The organism is Candidatus Mycalebacterium zealandia (genome assembly GCA_014075295.1).
GTDB classification, from domain to species: Bacteria; Desulfobacterota_D; UBA1144; order Nemesobacterales; family Mycalebacteriaceae; genus Mycalebacterium; species Mycalebacterium zealandia.
The window spans coordinates 427,822-444,797 of sequence record CP046180.1 but is presented as its reverse complement, the minus strand read 5'-3'; the positions used below and the strand labels follow the sequence as shown (position 1 = coordinate 444,797).

Below are 16,976 nucleotides of genomic sequence, written 5' to 3'. Positions count from 1 at the left end.
CGGAGCGCGGACAAATTAGTTTCGGTAAAAGTTCGTGATGGGCATACGCCGGTCTTTGCCGAACGCTTTGTCGGTCAGTTTGACGCCCGGAGGGGTCTGCCGCCTTTTGTATTCGTTGCGGTCAACAAGGTCAACTATCTTGCGCACTGCGCGCGCGGACGCGCCGGAAAGGGAAATCACTTCGGCAACGCTTTTATCATTCTCAACATAGTGTTTCAAAATCTCGTCCAGAACGTCATACGGCGGCAGACTGTCCGAATCAAGCTGGTTCGGTTTGAGTTCGGCGGACGGGGGTTTTTCAATAACCGTCTTCGGAACCGCGTCAAAACCGCGCTTTTTGTTGTAGTGGCGCGACAGTTCGTAAACAAGGGTTTTCTTCACATCCTTTATGACGGCAAAGCCGCCCGCAGTGTCGCCATATAGAGTGGAATACCCGACGCTTACCTCGCTTTTGTTTCCGGTTGTGAGAACAAGCCAGCCGAAACGGTTTGAAAATGCCATGAGAATGTTGCCGCGCGCGCGCGCCTGTATGTTTTCAAGCGCTGTGCTTGACTTTTCGCCCACGCGGAGTTTGAACGGCTCCGGCGCGTGTTTTTCGTAGGAGGAAACGATTCCGTCAATTGGAACGGAGCGAAACCCAACTCCCAGATTCGCGGCGAGGGTTTGAGAGTCTTTTATGCCGGATTTTGAACTGAAAATGGACGGCATATTCACCGCGACCACCCTTTCAGGACCCAAAGCCTCAACCGCAACCGCGGCGACAAGGGCGGAGTCAATACCTCCCGAAAGACCTATTACAACAGTCTCAAAGCCGTTTTTTTCAACATAGTCGCGCGTGCCGAGAACAAGGGCGGAAAAAATCTCATCGTTTTGAGCGGCAAAAGGCGTTATTTGCGGAAGCACGGCGGCCACTTTTTTCACAACGGGAGATTTGATTTTGTATCCGGCGCGGCGTTTTCTCCCGCGCACGGGAACTTCAAAATCGGCAAAAATCATATCTTCACGAAAACCCGCCCCCCTCACTGTTACGGCTCCTTTTTTATCAAAAAAAGCGCTGTGTCCGTCAAAAACAAGTTCGTCCTGTCCGCCCGTCATGTTGCAGAAAGCGAGCGCCGTGCCGGCTTTTTTCGCCCGCGCGCGAAGCATCTTCTCCCTCGCGGCGGGTTTGCCGATTGAATACGGCGAAGCTGATATGTTGATTATCAAATCCGCGCCGCCCCGCGCCTGCTCAAGCACGGGTCCGCCTTCAAACCAGATGTCTTCGCAGATGCTCACACCCATCGCGAACCCTCCGCTCTGAAAAAGCGGCGCTTTGTCTCCGGGTGCGAAATAGCGGTTTTCATCAAAAACACCGTAGTTCGGGAGCAGGTTTTTTCTGTGAATTCCGGCGATTTTTCCGCCCGATATTACCGCCGCGGAGTTGTAAAGAACGGGTGATTTTTTTGTTCCGCGCCTCTCCACAAAACCCGCGACAATTGTGAGCGGATAGGCGCTCTTCACGATTTGCTCAAGCCCTTTGAGATTTTTGTCCGTAAATCCGGGTTTGAGAAGCAGGTCTTCGGGCGGATATCCGCAAACGGTGAGTTCGGGAAAGCAAATGACATCGGCGCCGGCGGCAAGCGCTTTTTCAGTTTGGCGTTTAACCTTTGAAACGTTGCCGCTGATATCGCCCACCCGGCAGTTCATCTGGCACAGAGCCACGCGCGCAATGCTCATCCATTCCCTCCGGCGGGACTGTAACTCTCAACGCTACCGAGCGTGGAAGAGACCATTTCGTCCATTGAAACTTTTTCTTCAAGACGCCTGAGAACAGAAATCCGGCACTTAGTTCTCGGAGACGGCGAAACAAGCGAGCAACATTCGTTATACGGCTTGATGCTGTGTTCGTAGGTTCCGGCGCGACGGGCTTTTTCAACTATCTCGTTTTTATCCCAGCCGAGAAGCGGACTCAGCACAAGATGGTCAAGCCCTATGTAGGCGCCACCCATGTTTTCAATGGTTTGAGAAGCGACCTGCCCTATGCAATCCCCGGTAATGATGCCCCCGTAACCGTGCTCGGCGGCAAACGCACTCGCGACTTTGAGCATAAATCTTCTGAAAAGAACAAGTTCGTATCCCCTGAATGAGCCCGTGTCCGGGAAATCAGTGAGCGCGCGGCTCTGAAAAAATTTGTAAGGCGCAAAAAACAGTCCGGAAGCGGGAGAGTAGCGGCGCAGAACGGAGAAAATATCCGTTATTTTGGTGTCAATCACGCCGGAGGAATCGGGGAAAACATGGAAATGGAGAAAATCAACATCACAACCGCGCTTCATCGCGCAAAGAGCGGCGACCGGAGAGTCTATTCCGCCCGAAAGAAGGCACAAAAGAGGGGCTGAAGTGCCGACCGGAAGCCCGCCGAGACCGGGCTTTTTTTCAAAATGCAGGCGCGCGGTGTCAGAATCAATACGTATGTAGACCGGCAGGTCGGGCGCGGAGATGTTGACTTTGAGCCCGAAGCGCAGGCGGATTTCCTCGCCGACTTTGGACGCTATTTCGGACGATTTCATCGGAAACCGTTTGTCAGAGCGTTTTACGAAAACGGCAAAGGTTTTTTTCTCCCCGCCGCATAAGGAAAGAGATTCCCTCACGCGCCGCAGGGCGAGTTTCACAATTTCATCAAGATTTTTAGGGCATGTGTGGCAACGCGCGTACCATGAAATTCCGAAAACTTTTCCGAGATTGTCGGGATTGCCGTCACGCATGACAATGCTCTCTCTGTGTGTCTCAAACCGCCCGCCGGCTATGGCTTCAGCGTTACGCACAAGAGCGGCGGTAAAATCGCTCCGGTTCTTCCCCTTGAGCGTCAAATCCCCGTAGTGAACAAGAACTTCCATCCGGATTGTGTAGTATACACAACCTTATCTGAGCGCGGGATACCGACCTTGGGAAAATTGAAAAAACAAATCTTGGCGGGCGTTTGCGCCCTGTGTGCTTGTGCCGTTTTAACCCTCTCCATACCCGCCGTCTCGCAGGAGGAACGGTCACCTCAAATTATCGGCGAGGTTTGTGATATTGTAAGCGAGAGGTTTGTGAGCAAATCCGAGATTGATTTTGAGGAAATGCTTAAAGAGGGGCTTAACAACCTTGAAACCAGCATAGACGAAGTTCTTGTTAATTGGAGTAAAGACGGAAAATCGTTTGAACTTGTGGCGGGGGAAAAGAGGGAAAGTTTCCGCAACGCGAAACCGCGCTCATGGAGCGATCTTGAAGAAATATCAAGCGAAGCTTTTTCTTTTGTGAGTTCAGACGCGCATGAATGGGGGAAAAAAGACGCAGAAATAGAGTACACGATGGTCAACGGAATGCTCTCAACCGTGGACCGTCATTCGCGCATTATTCCCCCGAGAGACTATAAAGATTTCATAATTGAGACCGAAGGCAGTTTTTCAGGGCTCGGTATTGTCATCAGCACGCGCAAGGGGTGGATAACCGTTATTTCCCCGATTGAAGACACTCCCGCTTACAGGGCGGGAATTAAAGCCGGCGATAAAATCGTCCAAATAGAAAATGAGTCAACCGTGAATATGTCTCTGGTTGAGGCCGTGCACAGGCTCAGGGGGCCGAAGGGTGAGCCCGTCAACATAAGAATACTCAGAGACTCAATGGAAAAGGCCGAACCTCTCACCATTGTGAGAGACATAATAAAAATAGAAAGCGTTGAGGATTACGTTTTTTCGGACGGAATTCTCTACATGAAAATCAAAAATTTTCAGAGAAACACGACCGAAAGCGCGATTGAAGCCCTGAAAAAGAGAAGAAGAGAACACGGCATCACGGGAATAATTCTTGATTTAAGAGACAATCCCGGCGGACTTTTATCTCAGGCGGGACTTATTTCCGACCTTTTTCTCAAATACGGCACCGTCTTCAGCGTCAAAACCGGCAACGACATCAGAGAGCGTCCCGCCAACCCGAGAGACGCTTTGGAACTGCGGGAAAAAACAGTTGTTTTAATTAATTCCGGCACGGCAAGCGCGTCTGAAATTGTAACCGGAGCCCTGAAAGAGAACGACAGGGCTCTCACGATGGGAACAAAAAGTTTCGGCAAAGGCTCAATTCAGGACATTTTTGAACTTGAAGACGGCTCGGCGCTGAAACTCACGATAGGCGGCTACCTTATCCCCGGAAATATCTCCATTCACAAGGTCGGCATAACACCCGACATATTTATTGAACAGGTTGATTTTTCAGAGAAAAAAACAATTTACAAAACTCCCGAATTCACTTTCCTTCTTGAAAAATACAGAGAGGAAAACAAGGACGAAAAAGACTGGCATGAGCCCAACCCGCCTTCCTATGCGTTCAAAATTCTCAACGAATCGCTCCTTTCCGATGACGAAGATGAAAATGAACGCAAGGAGATGTCCAGAAAGGAGAAAATGAGAGAAAAGGAAAAAGATCCGCTAATTACGGCGGCGCGCCGGATAATAAAAACGGCTGATGGGGTTTACAGAAGCGATATGCTCAAAACGGCCGGAACGGTTCTTGAAGGAATAAGCGAAGAAGAAGATGATCGCATAAGGGAAAAACTCGCGGAATTCAAAGTGGACTGGTCGTTTAACGGGAAAACAATCGAACAAAACCCGCGAATCCGCTCAACAATCACTCCGGTCAACGGAATATTCAAAGCCGGAGAAAAATCCGAAATAAATCTTGAAGTTACAAATCTCGGAAGCAAACCGATTTACAGACTCACAGCCGTTACGGATTCGGAAAATCCTCTTTTTGACAATAAAGAGTTTATTTTCGGAAAAGTCGGGCCCGGCAAAAAATCATCATGGAAAACCGAATTAAAAATTCCCGACAACGCTTCAACACGCAATGATGAATGCGTTATCAGATTTTTTGACTCATCCAAAAAAGAGGTATTTTCTCAAACCTTTACCGTTGCGGTTGAGGGAAAAGACGGCCCCTCCATCAGTTACAACTACGAAATAGTTGATGATGGAAGGTTCGGCTCAAAAGGCAACGGTGACGGAAGAATAGATAAAAAAGAAACAATTGCCCTGCTTTTCAGAATAAAAAACACCGGCAAAAGCGAAGCCAGAGAACTGGGAATTTATTTGAAAAACCGGTCGGGCAAAAAACTTTTTCTTGAAAAAGCCATAGAGCAAATGGGAGAAATAAAACCCGGCGAATCAAAGGATGTGGCGATGAAATTCAGCGTTAAAAATGAATGGAGAGAAGAGCAACACCCCGACATGGCGGAATTTGATCTTATCGCCAACGACTTTCAAATCGGATTTTTCTCAAAATACGAAATAACCATTCCGGCGCACGAACCGGCGCATTTTTCCCCCATGAGGGAAACTGTCCGGACAACCGGAGACACCGTTATTCTGGGCGGCAGTTTTGAAGACGCGCAGGAAATTTCGGTTGCCGCGGAGGGGTCTTCCTACAAATCCGAGGGTCGGGTCGGCGAGTGGTCAAAGGTGCGGCTTGACGAAAAAAGAAGCGGTTGGATAAAAACCGGCGTAACTTCCCCCTCAAAAGGCAATGCGCAACCCGATTTCACTTACGTACTTGAAAGTCCCCCGGCAATACGGCTCGGTTCGCAAGTGTTGTTGACGGACAAAAAAGAGATAGAAATAAGCGGTTCGGTGAGCGACTCCGAACCCGTGGTCAACATCTCTTTTTTCAACAATGGCGACAAAATACACATCATAAATTTGGAGGGGAAAAATCAGAATTTTAAATTCAAACTTCCCCTTGAAGACGGTGTGAATGAACTGAAAATAACCGCGAAAGACTCCGGCAATCTCAAAAGCGTCCGCACCTTCTACATAAGAAAAAAGAGTTGAAAAATATAAAAATAATAGTTGAATACGAAGGCACTAATTACAGCGGCTGGCAAAGACAGAAAAACTCCTACGAAACAATTCAGGAAAAAATAGAAAACGCCCTGCTGAAAATCACGAATGAAAAAACATCGGTTGCGGGCTCGGGCAGAACGGATGCGGGCGTTCACGCGATCGGTCAGGTCGCAAATTTTCTCACTTCGTCAACAATGAGCGAGGAAAAACTCTGCAAGGCGCTCAATTCGGTTTTGCCGCGCGACATAACGGTAAAATCTCTTGAGGAAGTCTCCGCAGGTTTTCATCCGCGCGTCTGCTCAAAGAAAAAAACATATTTTTACAAAATACTCAACCGTGCCGCGCCGCCCGCTCTGGACAGAAAAACATGCTGGTATATACCGCAACAGCTGGATGTGGATTTAATGAACGCGGCGTGCGCCTGCCTTACGGGAAAACATGATTTTGCCGTGTTCGCGAATGCGGACGCGAGTGTTAAAACAACCGTGAGAACGATTTTTTCCGCGAATATAAAACGGGATGGAGACTTTATAATTTTTACGGTTTCCTCGGATGGATTTCTCAAACGCATGGTGAGGCTTATTGTCGGAACGCTTGTGCGCGTGGGCAGGAAAACATTGACCGTCAGAGGTTTTGAAAAAATCCTGAAAAGCGGTGAAAAAACCCGCGATGTTGTCGCCGCGCCGCCGCAGGGTTTGTTTCTTGAAAATGTTGAATATTAACCGTCCTCCGCTTTGGACGGACGGCGGGAAAAGTGTTATATTCACGCTTTTCCGAAGAGTAAACTTATGCCCAAAATTCTTGTAATTCCCGGAGACGGAATCGGTCCCGAAGTAATTGATGCGGCTCTCGGTGTTCTCGCCGAAGCCGAAAAAATATCCGGCGTTTCGTTTGAAAAAGAAATAGAACTGTTCGGCGGCTGCTCAATAGACAAAAACGGCGTTCCCGTAACCGATGAGGTCCTTGCCAAAGCGCAAGCGGCGCACGCAGTGCTTCTTGGAGCGGTCGGAGGGGAAAAGTGGGAAAATGTTGAACACTCAATCAAGCCGGAAACCGGGCTTTTAACGCTCAGAAAACAGCTTGAAACTTACGCCAATCTGCGTCCCGCGAAGGTTTATCCGGCGCTCACGGACGCCTCAACGCTCAAAAAAGATGTTGTTACCGGGACGGACATTCTCGTCGTGCGCGAACTCACGGGAGGCATCTATTTCGGCGAGCCAAGGGGAATTAATGACAAGCCCGGCGGCGGACTTGAGGGAATAAACACCCTGCGCTATTCGACGGATGAAATAGAGCGGGTGGCGCGACGCGCTTTTTCGGCGGCGCGGGCGAGAAAAAGCATTTTGACCTCCGTTGATAAATCCAATGTTCTTGAGTCAATGGTTTTGTGGCGCGAAACGGTTTCAAAAATCGGGCGCGACGAATTTCCCGATGTGAAACTTGACCACCTGTATGTGGACAACGCGGCAATGCAGCTCATAAGAAGGCCCGGGAGTTTTGATGTGATTCTCGCGGGCAATCTGTTCGGGGACATAATAAGCGATGAGGCCGCGCAATTGACCGGTTCGCTGGGAATGCTTCCTTCGGCGAGCATAGGAGATGGCGGGGCGATATACGAACCGGTTCACGGAAGTGCGCCGGACATCGCGGGCAAAGATATCGCCAACCCCACGGCCGCCATACTTTCAGTCGCGATGATGCTCAAATACTCTTTTGAGATGGACGAAATCGCCGGACAAATAGACCGCGCGGTGGAAAGCACGCTTGATGAAGGTTTCAGAACGCCTGACATTTACGAAAAAGGGAAAGAGAAAATCGGATGCCGCAAAATGGGAGAAATCACAGCGGACAAACTGCGCAACACGTAGCGCAAACATCCGCCAAGACCATCGCGGATGAATTCAGCCACTTTGCGTACGACACCGGAAACAGAATAGGAAAACTCATCGCCCTTTTGCGGCTTGACCGCGCAAAGATACCGGTTTCCGGACTCGCCGGAGGCGCGGCATTTCTTACCGCCGTTCTCACACAAAAACACCTGAAAACCCGTGTTCTCTATATTGCCGGCTCAAAGGAAAATCTCCGCCGTGCGAGCAAAACTGTGGAAATCTTCACGGGCGAAGAACCTCCGGTCGCGAACCCAAGCAAAACCTCTTTCGCGGCGCGGGCGCAGGAGGCCTCGATTGTGTGCGCGGATATTGAAACAATCTTTGAAAAAATCGTCTCGCCGTCTTTTCTGCAATCGGCGTTAATTTCTGTAAAAACCGGAGATGAAATTGAGCGCGACAGTTTCACACGGCTGGTTTCCGAAGCCGGCTATGAAAAAAAGGAGTTCGCGCGCCTTGAAGGTGAGATGAGCGTCAGAGGAGCGATTGTTGACATAGCACGCGCGGGAAAACAGCCTCCTCTGCGCGTTGAGTTCGAGGGCGACAAAATAAGGTCAATGAGGACTTTTGACCCGCAAACGCAAATATCCGAAGCGCGAACCGAAAAAGAGCGGATTCTGCCCGCCGACAGCGCGGACGGCGGCGCGGATTTGTCATCAATTTTTGACTGCTGTGGAAAAAATACGGTCGTTTTTATTGAAACTTCGCAGGGCGGCATTGAGCGGACTCTCAAAGACTTCGCTCCTGAAAACGGGGGAAACACTTTGAGCGTCCGTGAAATCACAGAGGAGATAGAACAACGCAAAACTGTGGAAATTCCGGCGTTCGGCGCGGGCGAAATTGATTTTCAAACCTCAAAAACCGCGCTCGCGGACACAGAAAGAACCACTTCGGGCAAAATGCTCGGCGCGGCAAAACGCCTGCGCGAAAGCGTCTATAAACTGAAACTTTTTCTTGAGAGCGAAAGCGAAATTGAAAAAATGAGAGAGATATTCGCCGAACAGGGCGTGGATGCCGCGGAGTTTCTTGAAGGAACATCGGGCGGAGGGTTTGTTTTCCCCGACATCGGAACGGCTTTTATAGACGAGCACGATTTTGCTGAAAAAATCCCCGCCGTAAAACCCCACGGCGCGAAGGTGAAATCCCCGATGTCCGTGTTTGAAGCGGATTTCGGAGATATAAAAGATGGCGACCTCATAGTCCACCGCGAATTTGGTATCGGGATATTCCGGGGTCTGAAAAATCTGACCATAAGAGGAGTAAAAGCCGATTTTATAGAGTGCGAATATCACGGTGGCGACAGCGTTTACGTGCCCGTGTCAAAGTTCAAACTTCTGCACAGATATGTCGGGAACGAAGACGGAACGCCCAAAATTGACAAACTGGGCTCCGCCGTCTGGGTAAAAACCGTGCGAGGCGCAAAACAGGCGACTGAAACGGTAGCCAGAGAGTTGCTTGAACTTTACGCAAGCAGAAAGTCCGATGACGGACACGGTTTTTCCAAGCCGGACTCGGAGTTTCGCGAGTTTGAAATGGGTTTTATGTTTGAAGAAACGCCCGACCAGAAAAAAGCCATTGAAGACGTTATGGAAGATATGGAATCGCCGCGCCCGATGGATCGGCTGATTTGCGGCGACACCGGTTTCGGCAAAACCGAAGTGGCTTTAAGGGCGGCCGTAAAAGCCGTTATGGACGGCTTTCAGGTCGCCTTCATAGCACCCACCACGCTGCTTGTGGCGCAACATCTTAAAACCGCGCGGAGCCGTCTTGAAAAGTTTCCCGTGAACGCAGCCGCACTTTCAAGATTCAACTCTCCGAGTGAGGGAAAAGCTGTTCTTGAAGGCATGGAGCGCGGAACTGCGGACATCGTAATTGGAACACACAAACTTCTCGGCAACAAAATTAAATTCAAAAATCTCGGTCTTCTAATAATAGACGAAGAGCATAAATTCGGTGTCAGGCACAAGGAAAAACTCAAAACGCTGAAAGCGAACCTTGATGTGCTTTCGCTGTCAGCGACTCCAATTCCGCGAACGCTCCAACTGTCTCTCACGGGAATAAGGGACATAAGCACAATTCATTCCCCTCCGCACGGGAGGCTCCCCGTGAAAATACAGATTCAGAAATGGGACGCTCCCCTCATACGCGACCTTGTTGAGTGGGAAATTGAGCGCGGCGGCGGCGTGTTTTTTATTCATAACAGGATTGAAACCATCGCCACGGTGGCAAAGGGCCTCAAAGAGATAGTTCCGCATGTTTCAACCGAGGTTACTCACGGAAGAATGGGCAAAAAAGACCTTGAAACGAAGATTGAAAAGTTCGCGCGCGGAGACGTGGACATGTTGATAACAACCTCCATAGTGGAGTCCGGACTGGACATCACAAGAGCCAACACAATAATCATAAATGACGCGCACACCTTCGGCATCGCGGACCTTTACCAACTCAAGGGGCGCGTGGGCAGAGGTAGAGAACAGGCATACGCCTGCCTGCTGGTGCGCGACAAACACTTGCTCACCGAAACCGCGTGGAAACGACTTGAAAGGTTTGCCGAACTGTGGGATTTCGGCTCCGGATATGAACTCGCTTTCTCTGACATGCGAATGAGAGGAGTGGGAAACCTGTTCGGTGTAGAGCAGTCCGGGCATGTCGCCGCTGTCGGGGTTGAGTTCTATCTTGATATGTTGCGCGAGGCGGTGGAGAAACTGAAAACCGGCAAGTCGCACCGCAAGGTTGAGCCGGAAATCAAAACAAAAATTGAAGCGCGCATTCCCGAAGACTATGTGAAAAACAGCGGTGAGAGACTTGTGTTTTACAAAAGAATTTCATCGGCGGCCACAATGAGTGAGGTCAAAAAGATTAAAGATGAACTCACGGACCGCTTCGGTCCCGTTCCATGCCGCCTCGCCAACTTGCTCGCGCTTACAGAGCTTAAAACAGTGCTTAAAAAACACTCGGTCGGCTTTATGAAAATAGACGCTGAAAACGCGGGCGCTTACGCGACAAAAGACGGCACGGACACGAAAGCGCTCTTTTCCAAAACCCGGAACGGCTGGAAAATACGCTCTCTCGGAGGGTTGCCCGAACCGGCCGCCAAAAGTGCGGCGCGGCTCCTGTCTTCTATCAAACAGGTTTAGAGGTATAATAACGATTGTGAAACGCTCTAAAATCATCTTAACATTCGCGCTTGCGGTTGTGTTCGCTCTGCCGGGGCTGTCAACCGCCGAACCCGTTGACGGCATAGCGATTATCGTCAACGATTCCGTTATCACTCTTTCCGAATACGGGAAAAAAGAGAAAGAGATAAAAAGCCGGTTTCCTCAAGCAAACCGCAAAGACATAGTAAATGCCGTTGTGCAGGAAATGATTCTCTTACAGACGGCGGAGAGAAAAAACTTGAGTGTCTCAAAAACCGAACTCGCCAGCGCGGTGGAAATCTTCAAAGAGTCACAGAAATTCAACGACGAGGGGCTCGTCAAGTTTCTTGCGGAAAAACAAACCACACTGAATGAGTTTTTCAACGAGATAAAGATTCAACTTTTGACCTCAAAACTCGTCCGGCATGAGGTGGAACGCCTGGGTTTTTCGGTGGACGAGAAAAAAGTTGAAGAGTTCTACCTGCGCCGCAATCCGGACGCAAGCAAAAAATCTCAGGTGAGAATAGCGCACATTCTTTTGTCCAAGAAGGATTCCGGCTCAATTGAAAAAGCGCTCTCAATAGCGGACAAGGCAAAAGCCAAAGGCGCGGATTTTGCCGCCCTCGCCTCCCGGCACTCAACGGATATCCGAACCGCGGACAAGGGCGGAGACCTCGGATATTTCACCTACGATGAACTGATTAAACCCTTGCGCGAAGCCGTGGACGGAGCGCAGGCGGGCGACATCAATGGACCCGTTGAGTCAAAAGCCGGATTTCATATAGTCAAAGTGATAGCCGTCAAGAAAGGCGGGACTTTTGTTCCGCCTGAACTGAAAAACGCTCTGATAGATGAAATTGCCATGATTGAATCCGAACGCATAATCGCCTCCCTCATAGAAGAGGGAATTGAAAATTCCCATATAGACATAAGAATCGCAAAGGCAAACTAATCCTCTTCATACGCATCCGGCGGCGGACAGGTGCAGAACAGGTTTCTGTCTCCGTAGGCGTTGTCTATGCGCGAAACCGCGGGCCAGAACTTGTTTTCAGCGACAAAATCAGCCGGAAAACACGCTTTCTGCCGTGAATAAGGCAAGTTCCACTTCTCGGATGTAACACTTTTCGCCGTGTGCGGGCTGTTTTTCAGCACATTGTCAGCCCTATCCTCCGAGCCATCCTCTATCTCGGCTATTTCAGCGCGGATTTTTTCAAGCGCCTCGCAGAAACGGTCAATCTCGGCTTTTGATTCACTCTCAGTCGGCTCTATCATTATCGTGCCCGCAACAGGCCATGAAACGGTCGGCGCGTGAAACCCGTAGTCCATAAGCCTTTTGGCAAAATCCTCAACTTCAATATCAGCGGTCTTCTTGAACTCTCTCAAATCCAGAATGAACTCGTGAGCAACTCTCTGCATGTCGCCCTCGTACAGAACCTTGTAAGTTCGTGCGAGCCGCTGTTTCATATAGTTGGCGTTGAGAATGGCGTGCGTGGTGGCGCGTCGCGCGCCTTGCGAGCCGAGCAAGTTGATATATGCGTAGGAAACTATCGCTATGCTCGCGCTTCCCCACGGAGCCGAAGCGACCGGAGCGGTTCCGCCTGCTCCGGACTCCTCAAACGGGTGCCCCGGCAAAAACGGAGCCAGATGCTCCGCAACACAGATGGGGCCCATTCCGGGACCGCCGCCGCCGTGCGGTATGCTGAAAGTCTTGTGCAGATTAACATGGCACAAATCCGCCCCTATGAACGCGGGGTTTGTGATTCCGACCTGCGCGTTGAGGTTTGCACCGTCCATATAAACCTGCCCGCCGTGTTCGTGAACAACTGAGCAGACCCGTTTTATATCCCTCTCAAAAACCCCGTGCGTGGATGGATAGGTAATCATTATCGCGGCAAGAGAGGCGGAGTGCTCGGAGCATTTTTTCTCAAGGTCTTTGATGTCTATTGAGCCGCCCTGCGTGCAGCCTACAATAACAACCTTCATTCCTGCGGCGGCCGCGCTCGCGGGATTTGTTCCGTGAGCCGAAGACGGCACAAGAACCACGTTCCTGCCCTCATCGCCGTTGCTCCCGTGGTAAGCCCTGATGACCATAAGCCCTGCGAACTCTCCCTGAGCGCCGGAGTTCGGCTGCAGGGACGCGGCGGAAAACCCTGTTATTTCACAAAGACTCGCGCCGAGTTCGGTTATGAGACTCTCATAACCCTTCAGTTGGTCGCGCGGGGCAAACGGGTGGATGTTCGCAAAACCGCTCAAACTTACGGGAGCAAGTTCCGAAGCGGAGTTGAGTTTCATCGTGCATGAACCCAGAGGTATCATGGAATGGGCAAGCGAAAGATCTTTGTTTTCGAGCCGTTTAATGTATCTGACCATCTCGGTTTCCGAGCGGTGTGCGTTAAAAACCGAATGGGACAAAAAACCGGTTTTTCTCGCGAGGTTGCCGCGCATGTCTTTTTCTTCCGAAACCGCACCCTGCTGTATTTCGGGCGCGGCGGCTGAAACCGCTTCTGAGAAAATCCGTAAAATCAGGTTCAACTCCGTCGTTCCGGTCGTCTCGTCAAGCGAAATGCCAACCCTGCCGCGGTCGTGAAGAAAGTTTGCGCCGTTTTTGAGCGAAATTTCCCTGATCCTCTCCGCGGTTCCTCCCGGCATTCGCGAAATATCAAACGAGAGTGTGTCAAAAAAACACCCGCCGTCGCACGAAAATCCGATTTTCTCAAGTTCGCTTGAAAGAACAACTGCGGAGGAATGAATTTTCCGCGCCGTTTTCTCAATGCCCCCGGCGCCGTGATACACGCAATACATCGCCGCCATAATCGCGGGTAGGGATTGCGCGGTGCAGATATTGGAAGTCGCCTTTTCCCTTCTTATGTGCTGTTCACGCGTCTGAAGCGACATTCTGTAAGCGCGCGCGCCGTCGCGGTCAACCGAAACACCGATAATCCTGCCCGGAACCTGACGCTGAAACTCGCTTCGGGTTGCGAAATATGCCGCGTGGGGTCCCCCGCAACCCATAGGAACGCCGAACCGCTGGGTTGAGCCCACAACGGCGTCCGCTCCAATCTCTCCGGGAGGAGTCAAAATCGCAAGAGACAAAATATCCGCCGCGACCCCCACTAAAACTCCCTCTTTGTGGGCTCTCTCAATAAAATCGGAGTAATCGCGCGCACGCCCGTAGCGGTCCGGAAACTGAAGCAACGCGCCGAAAAAACCGCCCGCGGGGTCAAAATCCTCAAAATCACCAACAACCATTTCTATTCCGAGCGGCTCGGTTCGCGACTTCAAAACTTCAATCGTCTGCGGAAAGGAGCCGGAATCAACAAAAAATCTGTTCGGCGCTCCGGAGCGCGATTTTCCGGAAGCGATTCTGTGAAACATCGCCATCGCCTCACACACCGCCGTTGATTCGTCAAGCAGAGAAGCGTTGGCAATATCCATAGCGGTCAAATCGCACACAACGGTTTGAAAATTGAGAAGCGCTTCCAGCCGCCCTTGCGCGATTTCCGCTTGATAGGGAGTGTATTGCGTATACCAGCCGGGGTTTTCCAGAATGTTTCTTTTAATCACCTCCGGCGTTTTACAACCGTAATAGCCAAGCCCGATGAAAGATTTGAACTGCTTGTTGAGCGAAGCAGCTTTCCTCATGCGCACGGCGAAAGAGTGCTCATCCTCAGCGGGCGTCAGGGAAAGGTGGTTGTCATTAAGAATGTCGCGGGGAACCGCCTGCTCAATGAGTTCATCAAGCGATTTGACACCGATAGCGGCAAGCATCTGTTCCGAGTCCGCGCCGACAGACCCGATATGCCTAAACTCAAAACCGTCTGAATGGTGAGTTTTACTCATCAAAAAACCTTTGAGGGAGGGGTTATGTGGCGGTCTCCAGAAATTTTTTATACGCTTCGGAATCCATCAAATCTTCAAGCAAAGAAGAGCCGTCAGGGGCGATCTTAACCAGCCAGCCGTCTCCGTAGGGAGAGTTGTTGATTGTGTTGGGAGAGTCAAGAAGGGCTTCGTTCACCTCGACCACCTTGCCCGTAACGGGGCTAAAAATATCCGACACCGCCTTTGTGGACTCAACGGCTCCCAGCACATCGCCTTTACTGAAACCGGCGCCCTCGGAAGGGGCTTCCACAAAAACTATTTCACCCAGAGACTGCTGCGCGTAGTCCGTCAGACCAACCGTTACAATGTCCCTTTCAAGCAAAGCCCATTCGTGCTCTTTTGTGTATCTCAAATTATCCGGAATGCTCATTGCTGCTCCTCCTTTGTGTTCTTTCTGTAAAACGGCGGGTCCGTAAGAACGGCTTTTTTGCGGGCGTTTCTAATCTGGATTTCAACGCCGCTGCGCCGGGCAGTCTGAAGCGCGGAACAGTCAATCAGCGCGAGCCCGATTGGTTTTTCCAGACTCGGAGACATCGTTCCGCTCGTTACCTCTCCAGCCTCCGTATCTTCGCAAAACACCTTGTATGAGTGGCGCGGGATTCCCGGCTCAACCATTTCAATACCGCACAGGGCGTAGCGCGCGCCGTCGGCAAGCGCTTTTTCAAGCGACTCCCTGCCACAGAAATCTCCCTTGTCCATTTTTACATATCTTCCAAGATTGGCTTCAAACGGGGTTACGCTTTGCGAGATTTCGTTCCCGTAAAGAGAATACCCCATCTCAAGGCGCAGAGTGTCCCTGCACCCGAGACCGCACATTGCCGCGCCGCCGTCTGAAATGATGTGGCTCCAGAGTTCCGGCGCGTCTTGCGGAGGAAGAAAAATCTCAAAACCGTCCTCGCCGGTATAGCCGGTTCGTGAAACAAAAGAGTCCGTCGGTCCGAAAACCGTGAAAGAAAACCTTGCGGGCATCTCAACTTCGGAGCCCAGAACACGGCTTACAATTTCGGCGGATTTCGGTCCCTGAACGGACACAAGCGCAACCCGCGCGCTTATGTTGTTCACTTCGGCGGAAAATCCGCTTGTTTGCGCGGCTATCCACTCAAAATCGCTTTGCGTGTTGGAAGCGTTGACGCAAAGAACAAACCTTTCGGGCGAAAACCGGTAAACCATCAGGTCGTCAAGAATTCCGCCATCCTCGTTGCAAAGCAGGTTGTATTGAGCGCTCAGTTCTCCCATTTGCTCTATGTTATTTGTAACAAGCCGCTGGCAAAGGGCTTGCGCGTCCGGTCCGGTTATCTCTATCTCTCCCATGTGGCTTGCGTCAAAAATGCCGCATCCGGAGCGCACGGCACGGTGTTCGTCAATTATGGAGGAATAAAAAAGCGGCATCTGCCAACCCGCAAATTCAACCATTTTAGCGCCGCTTTCGGTGTGGTTCTTATGAAGGGCTGTGCGGTTCATCGGAAAGCATATCATTAAACATTACAGAGTGAAGTTGTCAATAAAACGGTTTGCTTTCAGTGTATTATTGCCGCCGTGAGCAAAATCCGGCGGAGACTTCTGAACATATACGGCGCGATGTTTGAGCGTTATGGCGCGCAGAACTGGTGGCCCGCGCAAACCGCTTTTGAGTGCGTGGTCGGAGCCATTCTGACCCAGAACACGGCGTGGACGAATGTTGAAAAAGCCATCGCGCAACTAAAAAGCGAAACGGAAATTACTCCCGGAAAAATTGACAAAATGCCTGCGGCAAAACTGGCGCGTCTTATAAAACCGTCCGGCTACTTCAATCAGAAGGCAAGGAGGCTGAAGATCTTCGCCCGCTTTGTTGCGCGCGACTACGGCGGAAACATCGGCGCGCTACTCACCGAAGAAACGGGCAAACTCAGAAAAATCCTTCTGGCTCTTGAAGGAATCGGTCCCGAAACGACGGATAGCATAATTCTCTACGCCGCGGAAAAACCCGTTTTTGTCATAGACGCTTATACGAAAAGAATCGCTTCAAGGCACGGCTTCGCGCCGCAAAGCGCCTCATACGGCGAAGCGCAGGAATTGTTTGCCGTAAACCTGCCGCGCGAAACGGAGTTGTTTAACGAATATCACGCCCTGATTGTGCGAACCGCGAAGCAGTTTTGTCATAAAAAAGAGCCTGACTGTGAAAACTGTCCACTCAAGAACGACCTCACGCATTCAGGCGCAACACATCCATAGATGTTTTGGTG

At 50.8% G+C, this 16,976-nt stretch carries 11 protein-coding genes; 6 read left to right on the top strand and 5 right to left on the bottom strand.

Translation table 11 applies throughout. The features are described from left to right. Positions 1 to 15 precede the first annotated feature (15 nt). Together GKS04_02175 and thiI are read right to left on the bottom strand one after the other, a co-directional pair. Positions 16 to 1,716 (bottom strand): NAD+ synthase, encoded by a 1,701-nt coding sequence (locus tag GKS04_02175; GenBank protein QMU55989.1) that lies wholly within the window; start codon positions 1,714 to 1,716, stop codon positions 16 to 18. After that, complete coding sequence (thiI, locus tag GKS04_02170; protein ID QMU55988.1) at positions 1,713 to 2,873, bottom strand: tRNA 4-thiouridine(8) synthase ThiI; 1,161 nt, start codon at positions 2,871 to 2,873, stop codon at positions 1,713 to 1,715. Before thiI ends, GKS04_02175 begins: the two co-directional genes overlap by 4 nt. Here thiI and GKS04_02165 point away from each other — a divergent pair. The 5 genes from GKS04_02165 (at position 2,757) to GKS04_02145 (ending at position 11,827) form a co-directional block, all read left to right on the top strand. Further along, positions 2,757 to 5,840, top strand: a complete 3,084-nt coding sequence (locus tag GKS04_02165; protein ID QMU55987.1) for a PDZ domain-containing protein — start codon at positions 2,757 to 2,759, stop codon at positions 5,838 to 5,840. The two genes, thiI and GKS04_02165, sit on opposite strands and share 117 nt — an antisense overlap. Then, entirely contained in the window at positions 5,837 to 6,574 is a 738-nt protein-coding gene (gene truA / locus GKS04_02160; protein ID QMU55986.1) for a tRNA pseudouridine(38-40) synthase TruA, read from the top strand. The genes GKS04_02165 and truA overlap by 4 nt, the downstream gene beginning before the upstream one ends. Before the next feature lie 66 nt (positions 6,575 to 6,640). Then, positions 6,641 to 7,720, top strand: coding sequence for a 3-isopropylmalate dehydrogenase (leuB, locus tag GKS04_02155; protein ID QMU55985.1), 1,080 nt, complete (start codon positions 6,641 to 6,643; stop codon positions 7,718 to 7,720). Next, positions 7,672 to 10,875, top strand: a complete 3,204-nt coding sequence (mfd, locus tag GKS04_02150; protein ID QMU55984.1) for a transcription-repair coupling factor — start codon at positions 7,672 to 7,674, stop codon at positions 10,873 to 10,875. Before leuB ends, mfd begins: the two co-directional genes overlap by 49 nt. A 16-nt stretch (positions 10,876 to 10,891) precedes the next feature. Then, entirely contained in the window at positions 10,892 to 11,827 is a 936-nt protein-coding gene (locus tag GKS04_02145; GenBank protein QMU55983.1) for a hypothetical protein, read from the top strand. Here GKS04_02145 and gcvP read toward each other — a convergent pair. Genes gcvP through gcvT form a run of 3 tightly spaced genes read right to left on the bottom strand, consistent with a single transcriptional unit; the run spans position 11,824 to position 16,230 of the window. Beyond that, positions 11,824 to 14,715, bottom strand: coding sequence for an aminomethyl-transferring glycine dehydrogenase (gcvP, locus tag GKS04_02140; protein ID QMU55982.1), 2,892 nt, complete (start codon positions 14,713 to 14,715; stop codon positions 11,824 to 11,826). The genes GKS04_02145 and gcvP overlap by 4 nt on opposite strands. A 22-nt stretch (positions 14,716 to 14,737) precedes the next feature. Then, positions 14,738 to 15,124 (bottom strand): glycine cleavage system protein GcvH, encoded by a 387-nt coding sequence (gene gcvH / locus GKS04_02135; protein ID QMU55981.1) that lies wholly within the window; start codon positions 15,122 to 15,124, stop codon positions 14,738 to 14,740. Further along, positions 15,121 to 16,230, bottom strand: a complete 1,110-nt coding sequence (gene gcvT, locus GKS04_02130; GenBank protein QMU55980.1) for a glycine cleavage system aminomethyltransferase GcvT — start codon at positions 16,228 to 16,230, stop codon at positions 15,121 to 15,123. Before gcvT ends, gcvH begins: the two co-directional genes overlap by 4 nt. Before the next feature lie 102 nt (positions 16,231 to 16,332). Here gcvT and GKS04_02125 point away from each other — a divergent pair, with 102 nt between their 5' ends. Beyond that, a complete protein-coding gene (locus tag GKS04_02125; GenBank protein QMU56675.1) occupies positions 16,333 to 16,965 on the top strand; it encodes an endonuclease III domain-containing protein in 633 nt (210 codons plus the stop codon). Positions 16,966 to 16,976 lie beyond the last annotated feature (11 nt).